General features: G+C 64.1%; 18 protein-coding genes. 9 read left to right on the plus strand and 9 right to left on the minus strand.

Features of this window, described 5'->3' with window-relative positions; genetic code table 11:
- Positions 1 to 2 precede the first annotated feature (2 nt).
- From HU772_RS17815 to HU772_RS17825, 3 genes are read left to right on the plus strand one after another with little or no spacing between them, the layout of a single operon-like run.
- A complete protein-coding gene (locus HU772_RS17815) occupies positions 3 to 815 on the plus strand; it encodes an alpha/beta fold hydrolase (protein ID WP_186661215.1) in 813 nt (270 codons plus the stop codon).
- On the plus strand, positions 809 to 1,366 hold the full coding sequence (locus HU772_RS17820; protein WP_186661213.1) for a peptidylprolyl isomerase: 558 nt from the start codon (positions 809 to 811) through the stop codon (positions 1,364 to 1,366). The genes HU772_RS17815 and HU772_RS17820 overlap by 7 nt, the downstream gene beginning before the upstream one ends.
- Positions 1,367 to 1,417: 51 nt before the next feature.
- Complete coding sequence (locus HU772_RS17825; protein ID WP_186661211.1) at positions 1,418 to 3,250, plus strand: ABC transporter ATP-binding protein; 1,833 nt, start codon at positions 1,418 to 1,420, stop codon at positions 3,248 to 3,250.
- A gap of 110 nt (positions 3,251 to 3,360) precedes the next feature.
- On the opposite strand, the gene HU772_RS17830 is transcribed toward HU772_RS17825, so the two are convergent.
- Positions 3,361 to 4,488: a GNAT family N-acetyltransferase gene (locus tag HU772_RS17830; protein WP_186661209.1), complete on the minus strand. Its 1,128-nt coding sequence runs from the start codon at positions 4,486 to 4,488 to the stop codon at positions 3,361 to 3,363.
- 239 nt (positions 4,489 to 4,727) lie between these two features.
- On the opposite strand from HU772_RS17830, the gene HU772_RS17835 reads away from it, so the two are divergent.
- A complete protein-coding gene (locus HU772_RS17835) occupies positions 4,728 to 5,972 on the plus strand; it encodes a putative porin (protein ID WP_186661207.1) in 1,245 nt (414 codons plus the stop codon).
- Between the two features lie 205 nt (positions 5,973 to 6,177).
- On the opposite strand, the gene HU772_RS17840 is transcribed toward HU772_RS17835, so the two are convergent.
- Both HU772_RS17840 and hrpA read right to left on the minus strand, forming a co-directional pair.
- Positions 6,178 to 7,299: a beta-ketoacyl-ACP synthase III gene (locus HU772_RS17840; protein ID WP_186661205.1), complete on the minus strand. Its 1,122-nt coding sequence runs from the start codon at positions 7,297 to 7,299 to the stop codon at positions 6,178 to 6,180.
- Between the two features lie 219 nt (positions 7,300 to 7,518).
- Positions 7,519 to 11,424: an ATP-dependent RNA helicase HrpA gene (gene hrpA / locus HU772_RS17845; RefSeq protein WP_186661203.1), complete on the minus strand. Its 3,906-nt coding sequence runs from the start codon at positions 11,422 to 11,424 to the stop codon at positions 7,519 to 7,521.
- On the opposite strand from hrpA, the gene HU772_RS17850 reads away from it, so the two are divergent.
- Positions 11,408 to 11,788 carry a hypothetical protein gene (locus tag HU772_RS17850; protein ID WP_186661201.1) on the plus strand — a complete coding sequence of 127 codons (381 nt, stop codon included), beginning with the start codon at positions 11,408 to 11,410 and terminating at the stop codon, positions 11,786 to 11,788. The genes hrpA and HU772_RS17850 overlap by 17 nt on opposite strands.
- A 78-nt stretch (positions 11,789 to 11,866) precedes the next feature.
- On the opposite strand, the gene HU772_RS17855 is transcribed toward HU772_RS17850, so the two are convergent.
- Entirely contained in the window at positions 11,867 to 12,364 is a 498-nt protein-coding gene (locus HU772_RS17855; protein ID WP_186661199.1) for a hypothetical protein, read from the minus strand.
- 479 nt (positions 12,365 to 12,843) lie between these two features.
- On the opposite strand from HU772_RS17855, the gene HU772_RS17860 reads away from it, so the two are divergent.
- Both HU772_RS17860 and HU772_RS17865 read left to right on the plus strand, forming a co-directional pair.
- A complete protein-coding gene (locus HU772_RS17860; protein ID WP_186661197.1) occupies positions 12,844 to 14,208 on the plus strand; it encodes a glutamine synthetase family protein in 1,365 nt (454 codons plus the stop codon).
- 26 nt (positions 14,209 to 14,234) lie between these two features.
- Positions 14,235 to 15,542: an NAD(P)/FAD-dependent oxidoreductase gene (locus tag HU772_RS17865; protein ID WP_186661195.1), complete on the plus strand. Its 1,308-nt coding sequence runs from the start codon at positions 14,235 to 14,237 to the stop codon at positions 15,540 to 15,542.
- Between the two features lie 91 nt (positions 15,543 to 15,633).
- On the opposite strand, the gene fadD1 is transcribed toward HU772_RS17865, so the two are convergent.
- The gene (fadD1, locus tag HU772_RS17870) at positions 15,634 to 17,331 is read right to left on the minus strand and encodes a long-chain-fatty-acid--CoA ligase FadD1 (protein WP_186661193.1); all 1,698 of its coding nucleotides are present in this window, start codon (positions 17,329 to 17,331) and stop codon (positions 15,634 to 15,636) included.
- A gap of 297 nt (positions 17,332 to 17,628) precedes the next feature.
- The gene (fadD2, locus tag HU772_RS17875) at positions 17,629 to 19,317 is read right to left on the minus strand and encodes a long-chain-fatty-acid--CoA ligase FadD2 (RefSeq protein WP_186661191.1); all 1,689 of its coding nucleotides are present in this window, start codon (positions 19,315 to 19,317) and stop codon (positions 17,629 to 17,631) included.
- A gap of 201 nt (positions 19,318 to 19,518) precedes the next feature.
- Between fadD2 and HU772_RS17880 the strand changes: the two genes are divergently transcribed.
- Positions 19,519 to 20,463, plus strand: a complete 945-nt coding sequence (locus HU772_RS17880) for an alpha/beta hydrolase (protein WP_186661189.1) — start codon at positions 19,519 to 19,521, stop codon at positions 20,461 to 20,463.
- A 35-nt stretch (positions 20,464 to 20,498) separates the two neighbouring features.
- Complete coding sequence (locus HU772_RS17885) at positions 20,499 to 20,969, plus strand: MaoC family dehydratase (protein WP_186661187.1); 471 nt, start codon at positions 20,499 to 20,501, stop codon at positions 20,967 to 20,969.
- Between the two features lie 41 nt (positions 20,970 to 21,010).
- On the opposite strand, the gene HU772_RS17890 is transcribed toward HU772_RS17885, so the two are convergent.
- Genes HU772_RS17890 through HU772_RS17900 form a run of 3 tightly spaced genes read right to left on the minus strand, consistent with a single transcriptional unit; the run spans position 21,011 to position 23,111 of the window.
- The gene (locus HU772_RS17890) at positions 21,011 to 22,237 is read right to left on the minus strand and encodes an RNA polymerase sigma factor (RefSeq protein ID WP_225923044.1); all 1,227 of its coding nucleotides are present in this window, start codon (positions 22,235 to 22,237) and stop codon (positions 21,011 to 21,013) included.
- A 59-nt stretch (positions 22,238 to 22,296) separates the two neighbouring features.
- On the minus strand, positions 22,297 to 22,641 hold the full coding sequence (locus tag HU772_RS17895; RefSeq protein WP_186661175.1) for a YciI family protein: 345 nt from the start codon (positions 22,639 to 22,641) through the stop codon (positions 22,297 to 22,299).
- 44 nt (positions 22,642 to 22,685) lie between these two features.
- Positions 22,686 to 23,111: a YybH family protein gene (locus HU772_RS17900; protein WP_186661174.1), complete on the minus strand. Its 426-nt coding sequence runs from the start codon at positions 23,109 to 23,111 to the stop codon at positions 22,686 to 22,688.
- Between the last annotated feature and the right edge of the window lie 106 nt (positions 23,112 to 23,217).

The raw sequence follows: 23,217 nt of genomic DNA on the forward strand, positions 1-23,217 counted from the left end.
CCATGGCCTGTTTCGAACACGACGGATGCCTGCTGCATTACGAGGAACACGGCCAGGGCGAACCCCTGGTACTGCTGCACGGGCTGGGCTCGAGCAGCCAGGACTGGGAACTGCAGGTACCGGAGTTCAGCCGCCACTATCGAGTGATCCTGATGGACATCCGTGGCCACGGGCAGTCGTCCAAGCCGCGCCGGGGCTACCAGATCCAGACCTTCAGCGACGACCTGCTGGCCCTGTTGCGACAGCTGGACTGCGGCCCGGTGCATATTGTCGGGCTGTCCATGGGCGGCATGGTCGGCTTCCAATTCGCCGTCGACCACCCCGACCGGCTGCGCAGCCTGTGCATCGTCAACAGCGCCCCCGAAGTGAAACGGCGCACCCGCAGCGACTGGCTCTGGTGGCTCAAGCGCTGGAGCCTGGCGCGCCTGCTCAGTGTCCAGACCGTGGGCCAGGGCCTGGCCGCGCGGCTGTTCCCCAAGCCGCAACAGGCCGAACTGCGGCGCAAGATGGCCGAGCGCTGGGCGCGCAACGACAAGCGCGCCTACCTCAAGAGCTTCGACGCCATCGTCGACTGGGGCGTGCAGGAACGCATCGGCCAGATCCGCTGTCCCACGCTGGTGATCGCCGCCGACCAGGACTACACCCCGGTCGCCCTGAAAGAGCGCTATGTTGCCCTGATGCCCAACGCCAGGCTGGCGGTCATCGTCGATTCGCGGCACGCTACGCCCCTGGATCAACCTGAAGCCTTCAACCGTACCGTGCTGCCATTCCTCGCAGCCGCCTCCACCTCTCAAGGATCTTTGAGCCCATGCTGAAAAAACTTCTGCTCACCGCCTGCTCGGTTGCCTTCGCCACCAGCGTCATGGCCTCGGACAAGACCCCGCACGTGCTGCTGGACACCAGCTTCGGCCAGGTCGAAATCGAGCTGAACGCAGAAAAAGCCCCGATCAGTACGAAGAACTTCCTCGAGTACGTCGACAGCGGCTTCTACAACAACACCATCTTCCACCGCGTGATCCCGGGCTTCATGGTCCAGGGCGGTGGCTTCACCGACCAGATGGTGCAAAAGAACACCAAGGAGCCGATCCGCAACGAGGCCAGCAATGGCCTGCAGAACACCCGCGGCACCCTGTCCATGGCCCGCACCTCCGACCCGAACTCGGCCACCAGCCAGTTCTTCATCAACGTTGCCGACAATGATTTCCTCAACCCGGGCCGCGACCGTGGCTACGCAGTGTTCGGCAAGGTCACCAAGGGCATGGAGGTGGTCGACCAGATCGTCAACTCGCCCACCACCATCAAGAAAGGCATGCGTGATGTCCCGGCCGACCCGGTGTACATCAAGTCGGCCAAACGTATCGACTGACCACGCGCCGCACAGGGACGTGTGCCGGGTCAAACAGGAGTGTTGTCACCCATGCTGTACCGTCGTTTCGAGCAGTTGATCGATATCTTCCGCGAGGCGCCCAGCGAGGCGCCCCCCGGCAAAGTCTGGCCCTTCTACCTCTACTACCTGCGTCAGGTCTGGCCGAGCTTCCTCGCCTTGCTGATCGTCGGCCTGATCGCCTCGCTGATCGAGGTGGCGCTGTTCAGCTACCTGAGCCGCATCATCGACCTGGCCCAGGGCACCCCCAACGCCAATTTCTTCAGCGAGCACAGCGGCGAGCTGATCTGGATGGTGGTCGTGGTGCTGGTACTACGGCCGGTGTTCTTCGGCCTGCACGACCTGCTGGTGCACCAGACCATCAGCCCAGGCATGACCAGCCTGATTCGCTGGCAAAACCATACCTACGTGCTCAAGCAGAGCCTGAACTTCTTCCAGAGCGACTTCGCCGGGCGCATCGCCCAGCGCATCATGCAGACCGGCAACTCGCTGCGCGACTCGGCGGTGCAGGCGGTGGATGCCTTGTGGCATGTGCTGATCTACGCCATCAGCGCACTGGTGCTGTTCGCCGAGGCCGACTGGCGCCTGATGCTGCCATTGCTGGTGTGGATCGCCTGCTACATCGGCGCGCTGTACTACTTTGTGCCGCGGGTGAAGGAACGCTCGGTGATCTCCTCGGACGCCCGCTCCAAGCTGATGGGGCGCATCGTCGACGGCTACACCAACATCGCCACCCTCAAGCTGTTCGCCCACACCGACTACGAGCAGCAGTACGCCCGCGAAGCGATCAGCGAACAGACCGAGAAAACCCAGCTGGCCTCGCGGGTGATCACCAGCATGGACGTGGTCATCACCTCGCTCAACGGCTTGCTGGTGGTCTTCACCACAGGCCTGGCCCTGTGGTTGTGGAGCCAGTCATCGATCAGCGTCGGCGCCATTGCCCTGGCCACTGGCCTGGTGATCCGCATCGTCAACATGTCGGGCTGGATCATGTGGGTGGTCAACGGCATCTTCGAGAACATCGGCATGGTCCAGGACGGCCTGCAGACCATCGCCCAGCCGGTCACCGTCAGCGACAAGCCCCAGGCGCCGGCGCTCAAGGTCAAGCATGGCGCGGTGCGCTTCGAACATGTGGGCTTTCACTACGGCAAGGGCAGCCAGGTGATCGACGCGCTCAACCTGGACATCCGCCCCGGCGAGAAGATCGGCCTGATCGGCCCCTCTGGCGCCGGCAAGTCGACCCTGGTCAACCTGCTGCTGCGCCTCTACGACGTGCAGGCCGGGCGCATCCTCATCGACGGCCAGGACATCGCCGAGGTCAACCAGGCCAGCCTGCGCGCGCAGATCGGCATGATCACCCAGGACACCTCGCTGCTGCACCGCTCGATCCGCGACAACCTGTTGTACGGCCGCCCCGACGCCACTGACGAGGAAGTCTGGGAAGCAGTGCGCCGGGCCCGGGCCGACGAGTTCATCCCGCAGCTGTCCGATGCCCAGGGCCGCAGCGGTTTCGATGCACATGTCGGCGAACGCGGGGTGAAGCTGTCCGGCGGCCAGCGCCAGCGCATCGCCATTGCCCGGGTGCTGCTGAAGAACGCGCCGATCCTGATCATGGACGAGGCCACCTCGGCGCTGGACTCCGAAGTCGAGGCAGCGATCCAGGAAAGCCTGGAAACCCTGATGCAGGGCAAGACGGTGATCGCCATCGCCCACCGCCTGTCGACCATTGCCCGCATGGACCGGCTGATCGTGCTGGACAAGGGCCATATCGTCGAGAGCGGCAGCCACAGCGAGTTGCTGGCCCAGCGCGGGTTGTACGCGCGGTTGTGGCATCACCAGACCGGCGGGTTCGTCGGGGTGGATTGATAGCTGCTTCCGTCCGCACCGGCCGCTTCGCGGGTAAACCCGCTCCCACAGGTTCTTCGCAATATCTGTGGGAGCGGATTTACCCGCGAAAAGGCCGGCACTGACAACCTTCAGTCCCGACGATAAGGCAACATCCCCCGCGCCTCTTCGGCATACGCCCTGACCCCCACCCGCTCCTGCGCCAGAAACTCTTCCACCGCCCGCCGCAACCCCGGATGGCACAGGTAATGCCACGAGCGCGTGATCACCGGTTCGAAGCCACGGATCAGCTTGTGCTCGCCCTGGGCACCGGCATCGAAACGCTGCAAGCCTTCGTCGATGGCAAAGTCCATGCCCTGGTAGAAACAGGTCTCGAAGTGCAGCCGGTCGAACTCATCCAGGCAGCCCCAGTAACGGCCATACAAGCTGTCGCCGCCCACCAGGCTGAACGCCATCGCCACCTCGCGCCCGTGCTGTCGGGCGATCACCACGCGGATGGCCTCGGGCATGCGCTCGGCGACCAGGCTGAAGAACGCGCGCGTCAGGTAAGGCGCCCGGCGCCGTATCGCATAGGTGTTGGCGTAGCAGCGATAGACAAAGTCCCACTGCGCCTCGCTCAGCTGGTCGCCCCGGTACCAGGCGAAATCGATCCCCTGCCCGGCCACCTGCTCACGCTCCTTGCGCATCTGCTTGCGCTTGCGCGAGCTGAGGCGGTCGAGAAAGTCCTGGAAATCCCGGTAGCCGGGGTTGCGCCAGTGGAACTGGCAGCCCAGGCGCTCCATCCAGCCGGGTAAACCGGCCATGGCTTCATCCAGCGCCGGGTCGGTGAAATTGATGTGCGCTCCGGACAACCCGCCCTTGTCCAGATACTCCGGAATCGCCTGCAACAACAACGCCCCCTCGGCCGGATCGGCGGCCAGCAGCCGCGGCCCGCTCACCGGGCTGAACGGCACCGCGCCGAGCAGTTTCGGGTAGTAGGCAATACCGGCGCGCTCGCAGGCATCGGCCCAGCCGTGATCGAACACGTACTCGCCGAATGAATGCCACTTGCGGTACGCCGGCAGCAACGCACGTACCTCACCGTCACGCTCCAGTACCAGATGCTCGGCGGCCCAGCCCGTATCGGGCGCCACGCTGCCACTGTCCTCCATTGCCGTGAGGAAAGCATGCCGCAGGAACGGCTGGGCGTCCGCCACCAGGGCGTCCCAGGTGGTCGCCGGCAGGTCGCGCAGGTGGGCAAGGCTGTGGAGGCTGATCACAATTCCGACTCGCAGGAAAGAGAGCGCCAGTATTACCAACTCGCGCGTGACGCTCAAATGACAAGCTGCTGACTTAACAACAGTGCCACTGTTTAGACATTATTCTGTCATTCGCCCCCGCAATACTTGCGCCTGTTTTCCGGAACCCCAGAACCTGTCTAGTCAGGCCCTTTCCGAAGACATGCCAACTTGGGGGCGGGCGCTTGAGCCTCCCCACTTTTTCCAACAGGGAGAACCTTATGCGTCTTGTTTCTACACTTACCGGGGTGAGCCTCACCGGCATGATGCTGGCTCTGAGTACTCCGGCCAGTGCTGCTGTCGACGCCAAGCTGCTCGAAATGCTCCGCGCCAATGGCTCGATCAACCAGGCGCAGTACAACGAACTGCAGGGCGACCTGGCAAAGGAAACCAAGGAAAAGGCCGACCAGAAAGCCCAGTCCGAGCGTCTGAGCTCCTTCGAACAAAAAGTGGCATGGGCCGCCAAGACCCAGATCAAGGGTGATGTGCGCCTGCGTTACGAAGACGTCAACGTCGACAACCCCAACAGCCGCAGCGGCAACCAAGACCGCGAGCGCGTGCGGGCCCGTGTCGGCTTCTACAGCGAGATCAACCCGCAGGTCGACGCTGGCGTGCGCGTGGCCACCGGCAGCAGCTCGGATGCCCGCTCGACCAACCAGAGCCTGGACAACTACTTCGACAAGAAATCGCTGTGGGTCGACCTCGCCTACCTCGACTGGCACCCGACCGCCGTGCCCAACCTGCACCTGATCGGCGGCAAGATGATGCAGCCGTGGGTGAGCATGGGCGACATCATCTGGGACAGCGACATCAACCCTGAAGGCGTGGCCGTCACCTACAAGACCAACCTGGGCGCCGCCGAGCTGTTCGGCAGTGCCGGCCACTACACCCTCAAGGACAACGTCGACGGCGACGGCGTGCAGTTCAAGCACGACGCCCAGTTGTACCACGGCCAGTTGGGCACCAGGTTCAACGCCGCCGATACCGTCAAGGTCACCGTGGGCGGCAGCATCTACGGCTTCGACAACGACAAGAAGTCGGCCGTGCTGCGCAGCTTCGGCAACACCACCGACGAGTTCAACCTGGTGGAGGGCTTTGGCCAGGTGGACTTCACCGGCTTCGCCATCCCGCTGTCGGCCTACGGCCAGTTCGTCAAGAACACCGAAAGCACCGACGGCGAAGACAAGGCCTGGCTGGCCGGCCTGAAGACCAAGCTCGGCGCCTGGAGCCTGGACTACAACTACCGCGATGTGCAGCGCAACGCCGTGGTCAGCCTGTTCACCGACTCCGACTTCGGCGCCGGCTTCACCGGCTCGCGCGGGCACAAGTTCAAGGTCGGCTACGAGATCGACAAGAACTTCTCCCTCGGCGCGGCCTACCTGATGGCCAAGACCGACCTGTCGCAGTTGCCGAACCGCAATGCCGATGTCGACACGCTGCAAGTGGACCTGGAAGCCAAGTTCTAAGCGCAACGCGCCTTTGCTTTACCTGAAGCGGGAAATGCTGACCCCATCCGGCATTTCCCGCTTTTTTGCCTGTTAGAAAGCTGGGGCTGCTTTGCAGCCCTTTCGCGGCGCAAGGCCGCTCCTACAGGTGATCGCATTTCCCTGTAGGAGCGGCCTTGTGTCGCGAAAGGGCCGCAAAGCGGCCCCAGCATTTTCAAGCCGAAAATCAGCGCTTGCGCAGGACCACGCTCCCGATCGAATACCCAGCACCGAATGAACTCAGCACCCCCAGCGAACCCTTGGCCAGGTCGTCCTGGTACAGGTGGAAGGCAATCACCGAACCCGCCGAACTGGTGTTGGCATAACGGTCCAGGATCACCGGCGCATCTTCCTCGGCCACTTCGCGCCCGAGCAGTTTCTTGACGATCAGGTGGTTCATGCTCAGGTTGGCCTGGTGCAACCAGAAGCGCTTGACGTCCGACGGCTGCAGGTCGTTCTCGGCCAGGTGCTGGCCGATCAGCTCGGCGACCATCGGGCAGACTTCCTTGAACACCTTGCGGCCTTCCTGCACGAACAGCTTGTCGCGGGCGCCGATGCCCTCTTCCGCGGCGCGGTTGAGGAAGCCGAAGTTATTGCGGATATTGTTGGAAAACGCGGTCAGCAGCTTGGTGCTGACGATATCGAACTGGTGCTTCGAAGTCGCAAGGTCCGCCCGCTCGATCAGCACGGCGGTGGCGGCATCACCAAAGATGAAGTGGCTGTCACGGTCGCGGAAGTTCAGGTGGCCGGTGCAGATCTCCGGGTTGACCACCAGCACCGCGCGGGACTGCCCCAGCTGCACGCTGTTGGCGGCGGTCTGGATACCGAAGGTGGCCGACGAGCAAGCCACGTTCATGTCGAAGGCGAAGCCCTGGATGCCCAGCGCCTGCTGCACTTCGATGGCGATGGCCGGATACGGACGCTGCAGGTTGGAACAGGCGACGATCACGCCATCGACATCGGCGGCGGTGCGACCGGCACGCTCCAGGGCCTGGCGGGCAGCAGCCACGCCCATCTCGCAAAGGATCGATTGCTCGTCGTTGCCGCGCTCGGGCAGGCGCGGCTTCATGCGCTGCGGGTCGAGAATGCCGGCCTTGTCCATGACGAAGCGGCTCTTGATGCCCGAGGCTTTCTCAATGAATGCGGCATCGGACAGCGGCGCCGCCTCGACTTCGCCGCGCTCGATGGCGGCGGCGTTGTCACGGTTGAAACGCTGTGCCCAGGCGTTGAAGGATTCCACCAATTCTTCGTTGGAGATGCTCTGGGCCGGGGTGTACAGGCCGGTGCCGCTGATCACGACGTTGTGCACGGTCGTTCCTCTGTCAGAGGCCATCGCCAAACGGGCGCTGGCCGAAAATAAAGGTCGGTACTGGCACCTTGGTACCAGTTTGTAGGCGAGGGCTGCGCCCTCGTTCGCGGCACAAGGCCGCTCCTACAGCATCGGCGTTTGCCTGTAGGAGCGACCTTGTGCCGCGATCGGCCGCACAGCGGCCGCAAATTCCTGCAAGTTTGCCACAACTTGGGGAGGTTAGGCTTCCACCTGACTCCACTGTTTGCTCAGTCGCTTGTCGGAAACCGGCACCTTGGTCCCCAACTGCTGGGCGAACAGCGACACCCGGTATTCCTCCAGCAGCCAGCGGTACAGTGCCAGTTGCTCGTCGCGCTTGCCTTCCTGGGCGTGCTTGTCGACACGGGCCTTGTACTGCGCCCAGCAATTGGCCAGCTCGCCGCTCCATACCCGATCCTTCTGCACCTGCGAACCCAGTTTCTCCAGGCGTAGTTCCACTGCCTTGAGGTAACGCGGCAGCTCCTTGAACCAGACGCCAGGCGTCTCGCGTACAAAGCCTGGGTACACCAGGTTGGCCAACTGCTGCTTGATGTCGTTGAGCGCCACCGCCTGGGTCAGGTCGATCTTGCCCTTGAAGCGTTTTTGCAGGCCGTGCCACAGCTTCAGCACCTCGAGCGTCTGGCGGGCCAGCCGTTCGGCATGCTCGGCCCAGCTGCCACGCTTGCGCTCGGCCAGCGACGCCAGGCCGGCACCATCGCGCGGCAAGGGGTCTTCGCCCTCCAGCACACAGCTGTCCAGGCTGGCCAGCAGGATGTCCTCGACCAAGGCCTCGACCCGGCCCAGCTCGCGGTACAGCAACCCCAGCTCGGTCAGCCCCGGCAGCTTGCCGCGCAGGAACTTGGCCGGCTCCGCCAACTGTTGCAGCAACAGGCGCTGCAAGGCGCGACGGTGCTGGAACTCGGCCTCGGCCTGGGTCGAGAAGCGTCCCTCGCGTACCGTGCCATTGTCCTCGACCAACGCCGGATAGACCGTCATCGACAGCCCGGCGATCTTCTGCTGGGCGGTCTGCGCCACTTCGGCGAAAGCCTTGGCCTGCACCGGCTGCTCGGCCTTGTCTGTGCGCGGCAGGGCCAGCGCGGCCTGGCTGGCGGCGGCGAAGCGCGCGGTCAATTCGGCCAGGTCGCGGCCCTCACCGAGGAACTTGCCCTGGGCGTCGACCACCTCGATGTTCATGCGCAAATGGCCTTCCACCAGGCTGGCGGCCTCGGCCCAGGCTTCGTCGGACACCCGCGCGCCGGTCATGCGCAGCAGCTCCTGGCCCAAGGCTTGCGGCAGCGCACACTGGCCGAAGCTCATCCGCGCCAGCGCCGCCTTGACGAAGTCCGGCACCGGCACGAAGTTCTTGCGCAGGGCCTTGGGCAGGTTGCGCACAAGGGCAATGCATTTGGCTTCGAGCAAGCCCGGTACCAGCCACTCCAGGCGCTCGCCCGGCAGGTTCGGCAGCAATGGCGCCGGCACCCGTACGGTCACGCCATCGCGTGGGTGGTTGGGCTCGAAGTGATAGCTCAACGACAAGCTCAACTCGCCCACCTGCAGGTGGTCCGGGTACTGCGCGGCGGTGACCTCGCTGGCCTCGCGGGCGAGCACGTCTTCTTCGCGCATGATCAGCAGATTGGCATCCTTCTGGCTGTTCATGCGATACCAGCTGTCGAAGGTCGCGGTCTGGTGGATCTCCTCCGGCAGGCGCGCCTCATAGAAGGCGTACAGTGTTTCTTCGTCGGCGAGGATGTCGCGCCGGCGGGCCTTGGCCTCCAGCTCGTCGAGCTGCTCGAGCAGGCGTTTGTTGGCCGCCAGGCACTTGGCCCGCGACTGGATTTCACCACCGACCAGGCCTTCGCGGATGAACAGCTCGCGGGAAGTGACCGGGTCGATCGGGCCGAAATGCACCGGGCGACGGCCCACCAGGATCAGCCCGTACAAGGTGATCTGCTCGTAGGCCACCACCTGCCCGCGTTTCTTCTCCCAGTGCGGCTCGAAGTGGTTCTTCTTGATCAGGTGATTGGCCAGCGGCTCGATCCAGTCCGGCTCGATCTTGGCCACCACGCGCGCGTACAACTTGGTGGTTTCCACCAGTTCGGCGGCCATCACCCACTGCGGGCGCTTGCGGCCGATGCCCGAGGACGGGTGAATCCAGAAACGGCGCTGGCGCGCGCCCTGGTAGTCACCCTCCTCGGTCTTCTGGCCGATCTGGCTGAGCAGGCCGCTGAGAATGGCCTTGTGCAACGGCTGGTAGTTGCACGGTTCCTTGTTCACCGCCAATTGCAGGTCACGGCAGATCAGCGCCAGCTGGCGATGGGCGTCACGCCACTCGCGCAGGCGCAGGTAGTTGAGGAAGTTCTTCCGGCACCAGTTGCGCAGCGGGTTGGCGGTCAGCGCCTGGCGCTGCTCTTCGAAGCCGCGCCAGAGGTTGACCAGGGCGGCGAAGTCGGAATCGACATCCTTCCATTGCGCATGGGCCTGGTCGGCGGCCTGCTGGCGCTCCGGCGGGCGCTCGCGCGGATCCTGCACCGACAGCGCCGAGGCGACGATCAGCACCTCCTGCAAGCTGCCCTGGCGAGCGCCTTCGAGCAGCATGCGGCCCAGCCGCGGGTCGATCGGCAGGCGCGCCAATTGGCGCCCCAGCGGGGTCAGCTGGTTCTCGCGATTGACCGCCGACAGCTCCTGCAACAGGTTGAAACCGTCGCTGATGGCCTTGCCATCCGGCGGCTCGATGAACGGGAACGCGTCGATGGCGCCCAGGCGCAGGTGCAGCATCTGCAGGATCACCGCGGCCAGGTTGGTGCGCAGGATCTCGGGGTCAGTGAACGCCGGACGGCCGTTGAAATCTTCCTCGCTGTACAGGCGGATGCAAATGCCCGGCTCGACCCGGCCGCAACGGCCTTTACGCTGGTTGGCGCTGGCCTGGGACACCGCCTCGATGGGCAGGCGCTGGACCTTGGCGCGGTAGCTGTAGCGGCTGATGCGCGCGGTGCCGCTGTCGATCACGTAGCGGATGCCCGGCACCGTCAGCGAGGTTTCCGCGACGTTGGTCGCCAGCACCACGCGTCGACCGCTGTGAGACTGGAAGATCTTCTGCTGCTCGGCCGGCGACAGCCGCGCATACAGCGGCAGGATCTCGGTATGACGCAACTGGGCCTTGCGCAGGATCTCGGCGGCGTCGCGGATCTCGCGCTCGCCCGGCAGGAATACCAGCACGTCGCCCGGGCCTTTGCCCTGGCTGCGCTCGTGCTGGGCGATTTCATCGAGGCTGGCGAGGATCGCCTGGTCGACGGAGAGGTCGTCCTCGACCTGGTTGCCCTCCTCGTCCTGCTCGCTGGTCAGCGGGCGGTACCAGGTGTCCACCGGGTAGGTGCGCCCCGACACCTCGATGATCGGCGCGCCGTCGAAGTGCTTGGAGAAACGCTCCAGGTCGATGGTCGCCGAGGTGATGATCAGCTTCAGGTCCGGGCGGCGGTGCAGCAGGGTCTTGAGGTAACCGAGCAGGAAGTCGATGTTCAGGCTGCGCTCGTGGGCCTCGTCGACGATGATCGTGTCGTAGCGCTCGAGGAAGCGATCGTGCTGGGTCTCGGCCAGCAGGATACCGTCGGTCATCAGTTTGACCAGGGTGTTCGAATCGCTCTGGTCCTCGAAGCGCACCTGGTAGCCGACCAGCGCCCCCAACGGCGTGCCCAGCTCTTCGGCGACCCGCGCCGCCACGCTGCGCGCGGCGATCCGCCGGGGCTGGGTGTGGGCGATCAGGCCATGGCTACCGCGGCCCAGCTCCAGGCAGATCTTCGGTAGCTGGGTGGTCTTGCCGGAACCGGTCTCGCCGGCGATCACCAGCACCTGGTGCTCGGCCAGGGCCTTCTTGATCTCGTCGCGCTTGGCGGCGATCGGCAGGCTGTCGTCGTAGCGAATGCTCGGCACGCTCTGCTGGCGCGCGGTGACCTGGGCGCAGGACGCCTGGACCTTTTCCACCCATTGCGCGAGCTTGCCCTCGTCGGGGCGCTTGCGCAGTTCGTGCAATTGCCGACGCAGACGATGGCGGTCGGCGATCATGGCGTGGTCGAGGTTGTTCAGCAGTTGTTCGATGGCGTGGTCTGTCATGGGGCTTTTTAATGATGCAGGCGAGCGCTGCTTTTTCATGATCGGCGTGCGTAAGAAGCGCGATTGTCGCAGATTTGCCGTTGGCTTGCTGGCTGAGCCGCGCCATCGCGGGACCAGCCCACACAAAAACCGACCCCAGGCACAGGAAGAGCGCATGGAAGCGGGTGGCTCGGATGTTTTTCAATCACGATTACCGCTCGAAAAAGCGGGATCGCTCACACAACAACCGCATGCCAACAAAGGTGAAGAAGTTCAACCAGCCAAAGCCATCGAGCAACAGGAAGTCGCGCGAACCCAGCTGGGTACAACTGCTAACGCCCATCGCCATGCAGGCGACGTAAAGGAAAACCCTGAGTCGCGCTGACCTGAACACCCAATCAGCAAGGGTCGAGGCAATTAACACGTAGAGGACCAAATAGAACGTAGACATGAGCACCCTCGATCAAAGGATCAGCATGACGCTGCTCGACTGAGGGCCGATACCACCACTGACACTCGCGAACAAAGACACCAACACATCGCCAGCGTGAAATGTCGGCAGCCGTTGTTGAACTCCCCAGGCGGCCAAAGCACCAGCCACGGTCCCCGCCAGCGCTCCAGCCGTCGCACTGGCAACGCCCAGTACTACAACCCCTGTTGCTTTGCCGGCCCCCCAACCAACAAGACTGGAAACCGTGTTTCTCTGCTGATTCAAATCATCACCTTGCTGCCGAGTCAGCGGGCGGGATACCGCCACCCGCATATGACACGGCCGCTCCTTCGCCTGCATACGCTCATAAAGCGTCACCACGTTCTCCATCACCTGATAATGCCCGCGATGCACGAACGGCAAGGCCAATTGCCTCAGCTGGCAGCACGTTCCTGGCTGGATGGTGAACTCGCTGACGTCGAATACGATCGCGTGACGGGCAATGACCTGGTACGTCCTGTCGAGCTGCATGCTTGATCCTGCCGCCAATGCTCCATGAACCAGCAACATTGATCCCCGCCGCTCAATTCGCCTATCAGCCCGCAGGCGGTACTGCTGTAGGAGGGTTCTTTTTCCCCATCACAAGGCCATCGCGGACAACCCCCATGCCATCTGCAATGTTTAGCCAACCGCGGAATGAAGGTTGCCATTCACTGCTTTAACCAACCTAACGGCCCATGTGAGTATCCAAGGCATGCCTCCCGTCCCGTTGATCGCCCGCCCGCTGCCCTCTCCTTCGCTGCCGAAGGCCCGGGCCCGTGCTGGCGAGAACCCGCTGGTGCACATCATTCTCGCCTTCTGGGCCCTGTGGCATTGCCGCCACGCGCGCCCACCAGATACTTCGCTCGCCACGCACTGAACCCGTGCCGGCCTTGTCGCCGGCCCTCCAGTATGACTGGCCGTGGCCTTCACGGCGGTCCTGTGCGCCCGTGGGCGCGAGCGAATCCACCATGCACTTTGCCTCCGCAGAGCAAGCCAGGCGTTTCCTGGCCGACAACCCTGATATCGACTTGATCGAACTGTTCATCCTCGACGCCAACGGCGTGCCGCGCGGCAAGCTGCTGCACCGCGACGAATTACTGGCCGTGTACGAGAGCGGCCGGCCGTTGCCGAGCACCATCCTCGGCCTCACCGTCAACGGCGACGATGTGGAAAACTCCGGCCTGGTCTGGGATGTCGGCGATATCGACTGCCGCGCCTACCCCCTGGACGGCAGCCTGGTGCGCCTGCCCTGGCGCCGCGTGCCGACCGCCGCCGTGCAGGTCAGCATGCACCCCAGCGAGGGCCTGCCGGCCAGCGTGGCTGACCCGCGCCATGTGCTGCTGAAGGTCATCGACGCGCTCAAGGCCGATGGCTACCACCCGGTGATGGCCTGCGAGCTGGAGTTCTACCTGCTTGACCAGCAGCGCGATGCCCAGGGCCGCCCGCAACCGGCGCTGGACAGCGACGGCGCGCGCCCACGGGCCACCCAGGTCTATGGGTTGCGCGAGCTGGAGCAGATCGAGCCGTTCCTCGCCGACCTCTACGCCGCCTGCAAGGCCCAGGGCATTCCGGCGCGCACGGCGATTTCCGAATACGCTCCGGGCCAGGTGGAAATCACCCTGGAACACGGTGACGCCCTCGCCGCGATGGACCAGGCGGTACGCTACAAACGCCTGGTCAAAGGCGTGGCCAATGCCCACGGCATGCAGGCCTGCTTCATGGCCAAGCCGTTCGCCCAGCTGGCCGGCACCGGCATGCACATGCACCTGAGCCTGGCGGACGCCGAGGGCCGCAACCTGTTCGCCAGCGAGGACAAGGCTGGCACGCCATTGCTGCGTCAGGCGGTGGCCGGCATGCTGCGGCATCTGCATGAATCGCTGTTGCTGTTCTGCCCCAACGCCAACTCGTTCCGCCGCTTCCAGGCCAACAGCTATGCCCCGTTGGCGCCGACCTGGGGCGTCGACAACCGAACCGTCAGCCTGCGGGTACCAGGAGGCCCGGCCAACAGCCGCCATGTGGAACACCGTATCTGTGGCGCCGACGCCAACCCCTACCTGGCGGCCGCGGCCATTCTCGCGGCCAGCCATGCGGGGATCCGCCAGCAGCTGGATCCCGGCGCGCCCGTGCAAGGCAATGGCTACGCCCAGGCCGGCGAACACCTGCCCACCGACTGGCTGACCGCCCTCGATGCCCTGGACCAGTCCAGCTGGGCCCGCGAGGCACTGGGCGAGGCTTTCCTCGCGATCTATCTGAAGGTCAAGCGCGCCGAGTACCGTCAGTTCACGGCCGAAGTCGGCGAACAGGACTGGCGCTGGTACCTGCACCAGGCCTGAGTCGCGCATTACAACAAGGAACACTCATGAACGCAGCAGTGAACAACGGGCCGGCCCAACGCGCGCCGTCCTACTACAGCGCCACCCTCAACGACGACACGCTCTACCCCACCCTCAAGGGCACCGTGCAGGTGGATGTGGCGATCATCGGTGGCGGCTTCACCGGCGTGGCCACCGCGGTGGAGCTGGCCGAACGTGGCCTGAAGGTCGCCATCGTCGAGACCCACCGTATCGGCTGGGGCGCCAGCGGGCGCAACGGCGGCCAAGTTACCGGCAGCCTGTCGGGCGACGAGGCAATGCGCACGCAGATGCGTGATCGGCTCGGCGCCGCGGTCGACGACTTCATTTGGCACCTGCGCTGGCGCGGGCACCAGATCATCGAGCAGCGCGTCGCGCGCTACGGCATCCAGTGCGATCTCAAGCACGGCCACCTGCATGCGGCGATGAAGCCTTCACACATGAATGAGCTGCGCGCCTTCGAAGCCGAGGCCCAGCGTCGCGGCATGGGCGACCAGGTGCAATTGCTCGACCGCGCCGCGGTGGCCAGCCACCTGCAGAGCCCGCTGTACCTCGGGGCACTGAAGAACCTGCGCAACCTGCACCTGCACCCGCTCAACCTGTGCCTGGGCGAGGCCCGTGCCGCCCATGAGCTCGGCGCGCTGATCTTCGAAAACTCCGAAGTGCTCGACATCGTCCACGGCCCGCGCCCCGCCGTGGTCACCGCCCACGGGCGGATCGAGGCACGCCAGGTGATGCTCGCCGGCGATGTCTACCACAAACTGGAAAAGCGTCAGCTCAAAGGCAAGATCTTCCCGGCCATGGGTGGCATCGTCACCACCGCGCCACTGGGCGAACTGGCCGAACAGATCAACCCCCAGGACCTGGCGGTGTACGACTGCCGCTTCGTCCTCGACTACTACCGCCTGACGGCCGACAAACGCCTGCTGTTCGGCGGTGGCGCCAACTATTCCGGGCGTGATTCCAGGGATATCGAAGCCGAACTGCGCCCATGCATCGAGCGCACCTTCCCGGCGCTCAAGGGCGTACCGATCGCGTTCCAGTGGAGCTGCGCCATGGGCATCGTGGTCAATCGCATCCCACAGCTGGGCAAGCTGTCGGACAACGTCTGGTACTGCCAGGGGTATTCCGGGCATGGCATCGCCACCAGCCACATCATGGGCGAGATCATGGCCGAGGCGCTGACCGGAACCTTGGAGCAGTTCGATACCTTCGCGGCGTGCAAGCACATCAAGGTGCCGATGGGCGATGTGCTGGGCAATCCGCTGTTGGCGGCGGGGATGTGGTACTACCAGATGCTGGAAAAACTGCGCTGAAGCATTCGCGGGTAAACCCGCTCCCACAAAGCCTATGTGGGAGCGGGTTTACCCGCGAAGAGGCCAACAAGGCCAATAGCGTTGCAGAGGGTCAAGCGATCTTCTTCAGCCCTTGCTTCTTCAACTCTTCGTCACGCAACTCACGACGCAGGATCTTGCCGACGTTGGTTGTCGGCAGGGCATCGCGGAACTCGATGGCCTTGGGCACCTTGTAGCCGGTGACGTTGGCGCGCATATGCTCCATCACCTGTTCCTTGGTCACGGTCATGCCCGGCTTGACCACGATGAACACCTTGATCACTTCGCCCGACTTCTCGTCCGGAATGCCGATGGCCGCGCATTGCAACACGCCCGGCAAGGCCGCGAGTACGTCTTCGAGCTCGTTGGGGTAAACGTTGAAGCCCGAGACCAGGATCATGTCCTTCTTGCGATCGACGATGCGCATGTAGCCATCCGGCTGGATCAAGGCAATATCGCCGGTCTTCAGCCAGCCTTCGCTGTCGATGATCTCGGCGGTCGCTTCATCGCGCTGCCAATAGCCCTTCATCACCTGCGGGCCCTTCACGCACAGCTCACCGACCTCGCCCAGGGGCAGTTCCTGGCCGTTGTCGTCGATGATCTTGCACAGGGTGGACGGCACCGGGATGCCGATGGTGCCGACCTGGTTGGCCTCGGCCGGGTTCACCGCCGCTACCGGGCTGGTTTCGGTCATGCCGTAGCCTTCGCAGATAGCGCAGCCGGTGACCGCCTTCCAGCGCTCGGCCACGCTCAGTTGCAGGGCCATGCCGCCGGACAGGGTGATCTTCAGCGACGAGAAGTCGAGGTTGCGGAACGCTTCGTTGTTGCACAGCGCCACGAACAAGGTGTTCAGGCCGACGAAGCCGCTGAACTTCCACTTGCCCAGCTCCTTGACCATGGCCGGCAGGTCGCGCGGGTTGCTGATCAGCACGTTGTGGTTGCCGATCAGCATCATGGCCATGCAATGGAAGGTGAACGCGTAGATGTGGTACAGCGGCAACGGGGTGATGAGGATCTCGCAGCCTTCGTGCAGGTTCGCCCCCATCAGCGCGCGGCACTGCAGCATGTTGGCCACCAGGTTGCGGTGGGTCAGCATCGCGCCCTTGGCCACCCCGGTGGTTCCGCCGGTGTACTGCAGCACGGCAACGTCGTTGGGCTGCGGGTTGGCCTCGGTGACTGCCCCGCCCTTGCCCAGCGCCAGCGCGTCGTTGAAGCGCACGGCACCCGGCAGGTTGTAGGCCGGGACCATTTTCTTCACGTATTTGATCACGCTGTTGATCAACAGGCGCTTGAGCGGTGGCAACAGGTCGGCCACTTCGGTGACAATAACGTGTTTGACCTGGGTCTTGGGCACGACCTTTTCCGCCAGGTGCGCCATGTTGGCCAGGCATACCAGGGCCTTGGCCCCGGAGTCGTTGAACTGATGCTCAAGCTCGCGGGCGGTGTACAGCGGGTTGGTGTTGACCACGATCAGCCCGGCACGCATGGCGCCGAACACCGCGACCGGGTATTGCAGGACGTTGGGCAGTTGCACGGCGATGCGATCGCCAGGCTTGAGGTCGGTGTGCTGTTGCAGCCAGGCGGCGAAGGCGCCGGACAAGGCATACAGCTCGCCGTAGGTGATGGTCTTGCCCAGGTTGCTAAAGGCCGGTTTGTCGGCAAAGCGTTGGCAGGATTGCTTGAGCACCGCCTGGATATTGGGGAATTCGTCAGGATTGATTTCCGCCGTAATTCCGGCTGGGTACTTATCCTTCCAAAAATGTTCGATCATGGAAGCCCGCTCCTTCAGCAACAGCGAATTCGGTACGCGTCGATGCGCTTATTATTGATATGGGATGACGGTTCATTGCAAACCGGATCATCTGAAAGCGCGCCGAGAGTAACAGCTTTGCCAGGGGTCGCCTAGAGGCCAAAGCGGCCCACACGGTCACAAAAATGACTCAAAGAAGAATACAGGTCATTTTTAGAGTATTTGTACAAAATGTCGCGAATCCAGCTGAAAACCCTGTGCTAGAGCTGTCCTTATTCAGCCATGGGCGCGGCGTCGCGCCGCCCCCATGGCATGCAGTCAGGCGATGTCCCGTAGCTCACGCCTGAGGATCTTGCCCACCGGCGTCATCGGCAACGACTCACGCAGCACGATGTGCTTGGGCACCTTGTAGCCGGTGAAGTTGGCCTTGCAGAAGGCCTTGAGCTCATCGACGCTGACCCCGCCCGCACGCGGTACCACGAACAGCTTCACCGCCTCGCCGGAACGCTCGTCGGGCACACCGATGGCCGCGCAACTGGCCACTTGCGGGTGGCTCATCACGACATCCTCGATCTCGTTGGGGTACACATTGAAACCCGAGACGATGATCATGTCCTTCTTGCGGTCGACGATCCGGGTAAAGCCATCCGGGTCGATCACCGCGATATCGCCGGTCTTGAACCAGCCCTCGGCGTCCAGCGCCTGGGCCGTGGCCTCGGGCTGGCGCCAATAGCCCTTCATCACCTGCGGCCCTTGGATGCACAGTTCACCGCGTTCGCCCACGGGCTGCTCGTTGCCCTCGTCGTCGATCACCTTGAACGCGGTACCCGGTACCGGGATGCCCACCGTGCCCAGGCGCGCCAACTGCCCGTAGGGGTTGGTGCTGGCCACCGGTGACGTTTCGGTAAGTCCGTAGCCTTCGACGATGCGACAGCCCGTGAGCGCTTCCCAGCGCTCGGCGGTGGCCTTGACCAACGCGGTGCCACCGGAGTTGGTGACCTTGAGCGCCGAGAAGTCCAGCGCCTTGAAGCCTGGGTGGTCCATCAGCGCGACGAACAACGTGTTCAACCCCAGCAGCGCCGAGAAGCGCCACTTGCCCAGTTCCTTGATGAAACCTGGAATATCCCTCGGGTTGGTGATAAGCACGTTGTGGTTGCCGGTGACCATCATGCACATGCAGTTCGCGGTGAAGGCATAGATGTGGTACAGCGGCAACGGCGCGATCATCACCTCCTGCCCTTCCTTGATCAATGGCTGGCCGTCAGGGCCATGCTGGCCGAAGCACGCCAGCACCTGGAGCATATTGGCCACCAGGTTGCCGTGGCTGAGCATGGCGCCCTTGGCCAGGCCCGTGGTGCCGCCGGTGTACTGCAGCACAGCGACGTCATCGTGCATCTGTGGTACCGGCGTGTGCAGCAGCCCGCGCCCCTGGCGCAGCACCTGCTTGAACGACACGGCCTGGGGCAACTGATAGGCGGGCACCATCTTCTTCAGCTTGTCGACCACGGTATTCACCAGCCAGCCCTTGGCCGCCGGCAACAGATCGCCCATCTTCGCTTCGATCAGGTATTCGATGCCGGTGTCCGGCAACACCTCCTGCACACGCTTGCCGAACATGTTGAGGAACACCAGCGCACGGGCACCGGAATCCTTGAATTGGTGGCGCATCTCGCGCTCGGTGTACAGCGGGTTGGTGTTGACCACCACCAAGCCGGCGCGCATGGCACCGAACACCGCGATGGGGTATTGCAGGACATTGGGCATCTGCACCGCGATGCGATCACCCGGTTGCAGATCGGTGTGCTGCTGCAACCAGGCGGCGAAGGCTGCCGAATGGCGATCCAGCTCAGCGTAGCTGAGGGTCACGCCCAGGTTGCTGAACGCCGGGCGATCGGCAAAGCGCTTGCAGGAGCGCTCGAAGACGTCGACGACGGACCTGTATGCATTCATGTCAATGGTGGAAGGCACGCCCGCCGGGCGCTTGTCATTCCAGAAATCGGCTTGCATTTATTGTTGTTCCTCTGCCGGGACCGTCCCTGACCTGATCGCCTGATGGCGAAAAGGCGTTCAGCCGACGTTAGCAGTAATGCCGGAGGTGGCAAATACGCCAAGTGCCGCCATTAACATTGTGAATCTCTTTTCTGCCCTTCCTGCAATTGCCCGCTTTGCGCATACACTGTTGGCAACCCCAGCGCGCAAGGACCCGCCATGCCCCATGACGCCTTCTGGCTGCCCGCCAGCGAGCACTGCAGCCTGTACGTGCACCAATGGCTGCCGGCCACGCCGGTCAAGGCCGTGGTGCTGCTGGCCCATGGCATGGCCGAGCACGCCGGGCGCTACCAGCGCCTGGGCCATGCGCTCAACACCGCCGGATTCGCCCTGTTCGCCCCCGACCTGCGCGGCCATGGCCGCACCGCCGAGCTGGGCAGCCTGGGCTTGTTCGCCCGGCACAATGGCTGGAATGCCGTAGTCAATGACCTGGGCCTGCTGGCCCAGCACATCGGCCAGCAGTTTCCCGGCACGCCGTTGTTCCTGTTCGGCCACAGCATGGGCAGCTACATCGCCCAGGCCTACCTGCTGCACCACAGCGCCAGCCTGCAAGGGGCGATACTCAGCGGCTCCAACTTCCAGCCCGCCGTGCTGTACCGCACGGCGCGCCTGATCGCCCGGCTCGAAGCCTGGCGCCAGGGGCCCCTGGGCAAGAGCGCGCTGATCGACTGGCTGTCGTTCGGCTCGTTCAACAAGGCGTTCAAGCCCAACCGTACCGCATTCGACTGGCTCAGCCGCGATGCCGCCGAGGTGGACAAGTACATCGCCGATCCGCTGTGTGGCTTTCGCTGCAGCAACCAATTGTGGCTCGACCTGCTCCAGGGCCTGGCGCAAATCAGCCAACCCCGGCACCTGGCGCAGATCGATCCGAACCTGCCGTTGCTGGTAATTGGCGGTGAATGTGATCCGGTGAGTGCCGGCAAGCGTCTCACCGATCTGGCCGACGCCCTGCGCGCGACCGGCAACCGTCATGTACAGTTGCGCCTTTACCCCGGTGCACGGCACGAAGTGCTCAACGAAACCCATCGCGACGAGGTCACCGCCGACATCATCGGCTGGCTGGAGCAGGCGCTGGCCCTTGGCCGCCCTGCCCGCAGCGAATGATAGGCGCCCTCGCCCGCCCCACAAGGAAGCCCCTGATGACCCAGGTCAGCAATACCCCTTACGAAGCGCTCGAAGTCGGCCAGAAAGCTGAATACCAGAAGTCCGTGGCAGAACGCGACATCCAGTTGTTCGCCGCCATGTCCGGTGACCACAACCCGGTGCACCTGGATGCCGAGTTCGCCGCCAAGAGCATGTTCAAGGAGCGTATTGCCCACGGCATGTTCAGCGGCGCGCTGATCAGCGCCGCGGTAGCCTGCACCCTGCCGGGCCCCGGCACCATCTACCTGGGCCAGCAGATGAGCTTCCAGAAGCCGGTGAAGATCGGCGACACCCTGACCGTGCGCCTGGAAATCCTCGAGAAACTGCCCAAGTTCAAGGTACGCATCGCCACCAACGTGTACAACCAGAACGACGAGCTGGTGGTCGCTGGCGAAGCCGAGATCCTCGCGCCACGCAAGCTGCAGACCGTCGAGCTGGTGAGCCCGCCGAATTTCGTCGCCAGCTGACCGACCCCATCGCGGGGCAAACCCGCGATGCATTCAAACGTTCAGCCCAGCTCGCGCAAGCGCCGCTCGATATGCCGGCGCTCCGGCCCCTGGCGAGTCAGCGCCAGGGCCTGTCGCCAGGCTTCGCGGGCTTGCTCGAGGTTGCCCAGTTGCCAATGCAGCTCGGCCCGCGCGGCATGGGCCAGGTGATAATCGCCCAGCTCACCCGCTGCGAGGATCGCCTCGACCGCCTGCAACCCCACCTGCGCGCCATCGCGCCTGGCCAACGCCGCCGCCCGGTTCAGCGCCACCACAGGCGACGGCCAGTGCCGCTGCAGCACATCATACAAACCGACAATCTCATGCCAATCGGTCGCCTCGGCACTGGGCGCCTCGGCATGCACCGCGGCAATCGCTGCCTGCACGCTGTAGGGGCCAAATTGGCGGCTGCGCAGCGCCTGTTGCACCAACTGGCAACCTTCGTCGATCTGCGCGCGGTCCCACAAGCTGCGGTCCTGTTCGTCAAGCAGCACCAGTTCACCGCTGGCATCGCTGCGCGCCTGTTGCCGCGAAGCTTGCAACAGCATCAGCGCCAACAGCCCGAGCACTTCGGCATCGGGCAGCAGTTGCGCCACGAGCCGGCCCAGGCGAATGGCCTCGTCCATCAGTTCACGGGTGGTCACATGCTCACCCGAGGACGCCGAGTAGCCTTCGTTGAACACCAGGTAGATCACCCGCAGCACACTTTCCAGGCGCTGCGGGAGTTCGGCCAGCTCCGGCACCTGGTACGGAATCTTCGCATCACGGATCTTGGCCTTGGCCCGCACGATGCGCTGGGCAATGGTTGCCGGGCTCTGCAGGAAGGCGTGGGCGATCTGCTCGGTGGTCAAGTCGCACACCTCGCGCAGGGTCAGCGGCACCTGGGCATCGGCGGCCAGCGCCGGGTGACAGCAGGTGAAGATCAACCGCAGGCGGTCGTCGGCCAGCAACGCCTGTTCACTCGGGTCACTCGCCTCGCCCTCGAGCAACATGATCAGGTCTGCCTGGGAGCGATCGAAACGCGCCCGCCGACGCAAGCCGTCGATGGCCTTGAAACGGCCGGCGGAGACCAGCCAGGCCCGTGGATTATCCGGGATGCCATCGCGTTGCCAACGCTCGACGGCGATGAAGAAGGCATCGTGCATGGCCTCCTCGGCCAGGTCGAAGTCCCCCAGCAGGCGAATCAGGGTCGCGAGGATGCGCCGGGAGTCGCGCCGGTAGACCGCCTCGACCTCCTGACGCACAAGCATTTCCGTGGTCATCGGATGGGCATTCCCTGCTGCGTCATGCGGGTTGTCCTCGCTCCCATTCAGGGTTGCAGTTCACGCACAGGCCGGACCTCGACGCTGCCAACCCGCGCTGCCGGGATGCCCTTGGCGATATTCAGCGCCTCGTTGAGATCCCGGGCATCGACCAGGTAGAAGCCGGCCAGCTGCTCCTTGGTTTCGGCAAACGGGCCGTCGGTCAGGCTCATCTGCCCACCTCGCACGCGCACCGTGGTCGCGGTCTGCACCGGCTTGAGCGCCTCGGCCGCCAGCATGCGCCCGCTGCCCTGGATGGATTCGGCGTAGGCCATGCACTCGGCGTCTTCAGGGCTGTCGGGCAAGCTGTGCAGCAGCGTTTCGTCACAATAGACCAGGCACAGGTATTTCATGATCGTCTCCAGCAGGTCGGGCGGGTGATAGGCGATGGGCGGTATCAAGGCTTGAGGTTGAACAGGGCCTTCTGCGTTTCCATGTCGATCGGCGCCGACCAATGTTCATGGATCACCTGCCATTGACCGCCGCTGCGCCGGTAGGCGACGGTGGCACGCATGAAGCCGCACTGGCTTTCATCGTCGGACGGGCCGCAGCGGTTGAGCCAGTGGGCCAGGCCCAGGTCACCGTCGGCATGCACGGTCAGTTGCGCCAGTTCGAACACCATCGGCCCGGTGCAATAGCCCATGCACATTTCCCAATGCGCGCGGTAGGCGGCCTTGCCTTTGAATTGCAGGGCCTGGATGGCATCGAAGGCCAGGATGTCGTCAGCGTAGGGTTGGACAATGCGCTCGATGTCACGCTCGCGCACGGCCTGCATCCATTGCTCGATCAGTTGGCGGATCTCGGTTTCAGCTGCAGCATTCATCGGTGCGTTCTCCCAGGGCTTGCCTGCTTGGCGCCGAGCACATGCTGGCACCTTCAACACTGGTCGAACGGCAAGATCGTCAATCGACAACCCACCTGAAAAAACT

It is taken from the genome of Pseudomonas xantholysinigenes, assembly GCF_014268885.2.
Classification (GTDB): Bacteria; Pseudomonadota; Gammaproteobacteria; order Pseudomonadales; family Pseudomonadaceae; genus Aquipseudomonas; species Aquipseudomonas xantholysinigenes.

Bases quoted from the DNA above. Each gene is read 5' to 3' on its own strand.
- HU772_RS17815 (WP_186661215.1), top strand. From the start codon at position 3: ATGGCCTGTTTCGAACACGACGGATGCCTGCTGCATTACGAGGAACAC.
- HU772_RS17820 (WP_186661213.1), top strand. From the start codon at position 809: ATGCTGAAAAAACTTCTGCTCACCGCCTGCTCGGTTGCCTTCGCCACC.
- HU772_RS17825 (WP_186661211.1), top strand. From the start codon at position 1,418: ATGCTGTACCGTCGTTTCGAGCAGTTGATCGATATCTTCCGCGAGGCG.
- HU772_RS17835 (WP_186661207.1), top strand. From the start codon at position 4,728: ATGCGTCTTGTTTCTACACTTACCGGGGTGAGCCTCACCGGCATGATG.
- HU772_RS17850 (WP_186661201.1), top strand. From the start codon at position 11,408: ATGGCGTGGTCTGTCATGGGGCTTTTTAATGATGCAGGCGAGCGCTGC.
- hrpA (WP_186661203.1), bottom strand. From the start codon at position 11,424: ATGACAGACCACGCCATCGAACAACTGCTGAACAACCTCGACCACGCC.
- HU772_RS17855 (WP_186661199.1), bottom strand. From the start codon at position 12,364: ATGCAGCTCGACAGGACGTACCAGGTCATTGCCCGTCACGCGATCGTA.
- HU772_RS17860 (WP_186661197.1), top strand. From the start codon at position 12,844: ATGCACTTTGCCTCCGCAGAGCAAGCCAGGCGTTTCCTGGCCGACAAC.
- HU772_RS17865 (WP_186661195.1), top strand. From the start codon at position 14,235: ATGAACGCAGCAGTGAACAACGGGCCGGCCCAACGCGCGCCGTCCTAC.
- fadD1 (WP_186661193.1), bottom strand. From the start codon at position 17,331: ATGATCGAACATTTTTGGAAGGATAAGTACCCAGCCGGAATTACGGCG.
- fadD2 (WP_186661191.1), bottom strand. From the start codon at position 19,317: ATGCAAGCCGATTTCTGGAATGACAAGCGCCCGGCGGGCGTGCCTTCC.
- HU772_RS17880 (WP_186661189.1), top strand. From the start codon at position 19,519: ATGCCCCATGACGCCTTCTGGCTGCCCGCCAGCGAGCACTGCAGCCTG.
- HU772_RS17885 (WP_186661187.1), top strand. From the start codon at position 20,499: ATGACCCAGGTCAGCAATACCCCTTACGAAGCGCTCGAAGTCGGCCAG.
- HU772_RS17890 (WP_225923044.1), bottom strand. From the start codon at position 22,237: ATGCTTGTGCGTCAGGAGGTCGAGGCGGTCTACCGGCGCGACTCCCGG.
- HU772_RS17895 (WP_186661175.1), bottom strand. From the start codon at position 22,641: ATGAAATACCTGTGCCTGGTCTATTGTGACGAAACGCTGCTGCACAGC.
- HU772_RS17900 (WP_186661174.1), bottom strand. From the start codon at position 23,111: ATGAATGCTGCAGCTGAAACCGAGATCCGCCAACTGATCGAGCAATGG.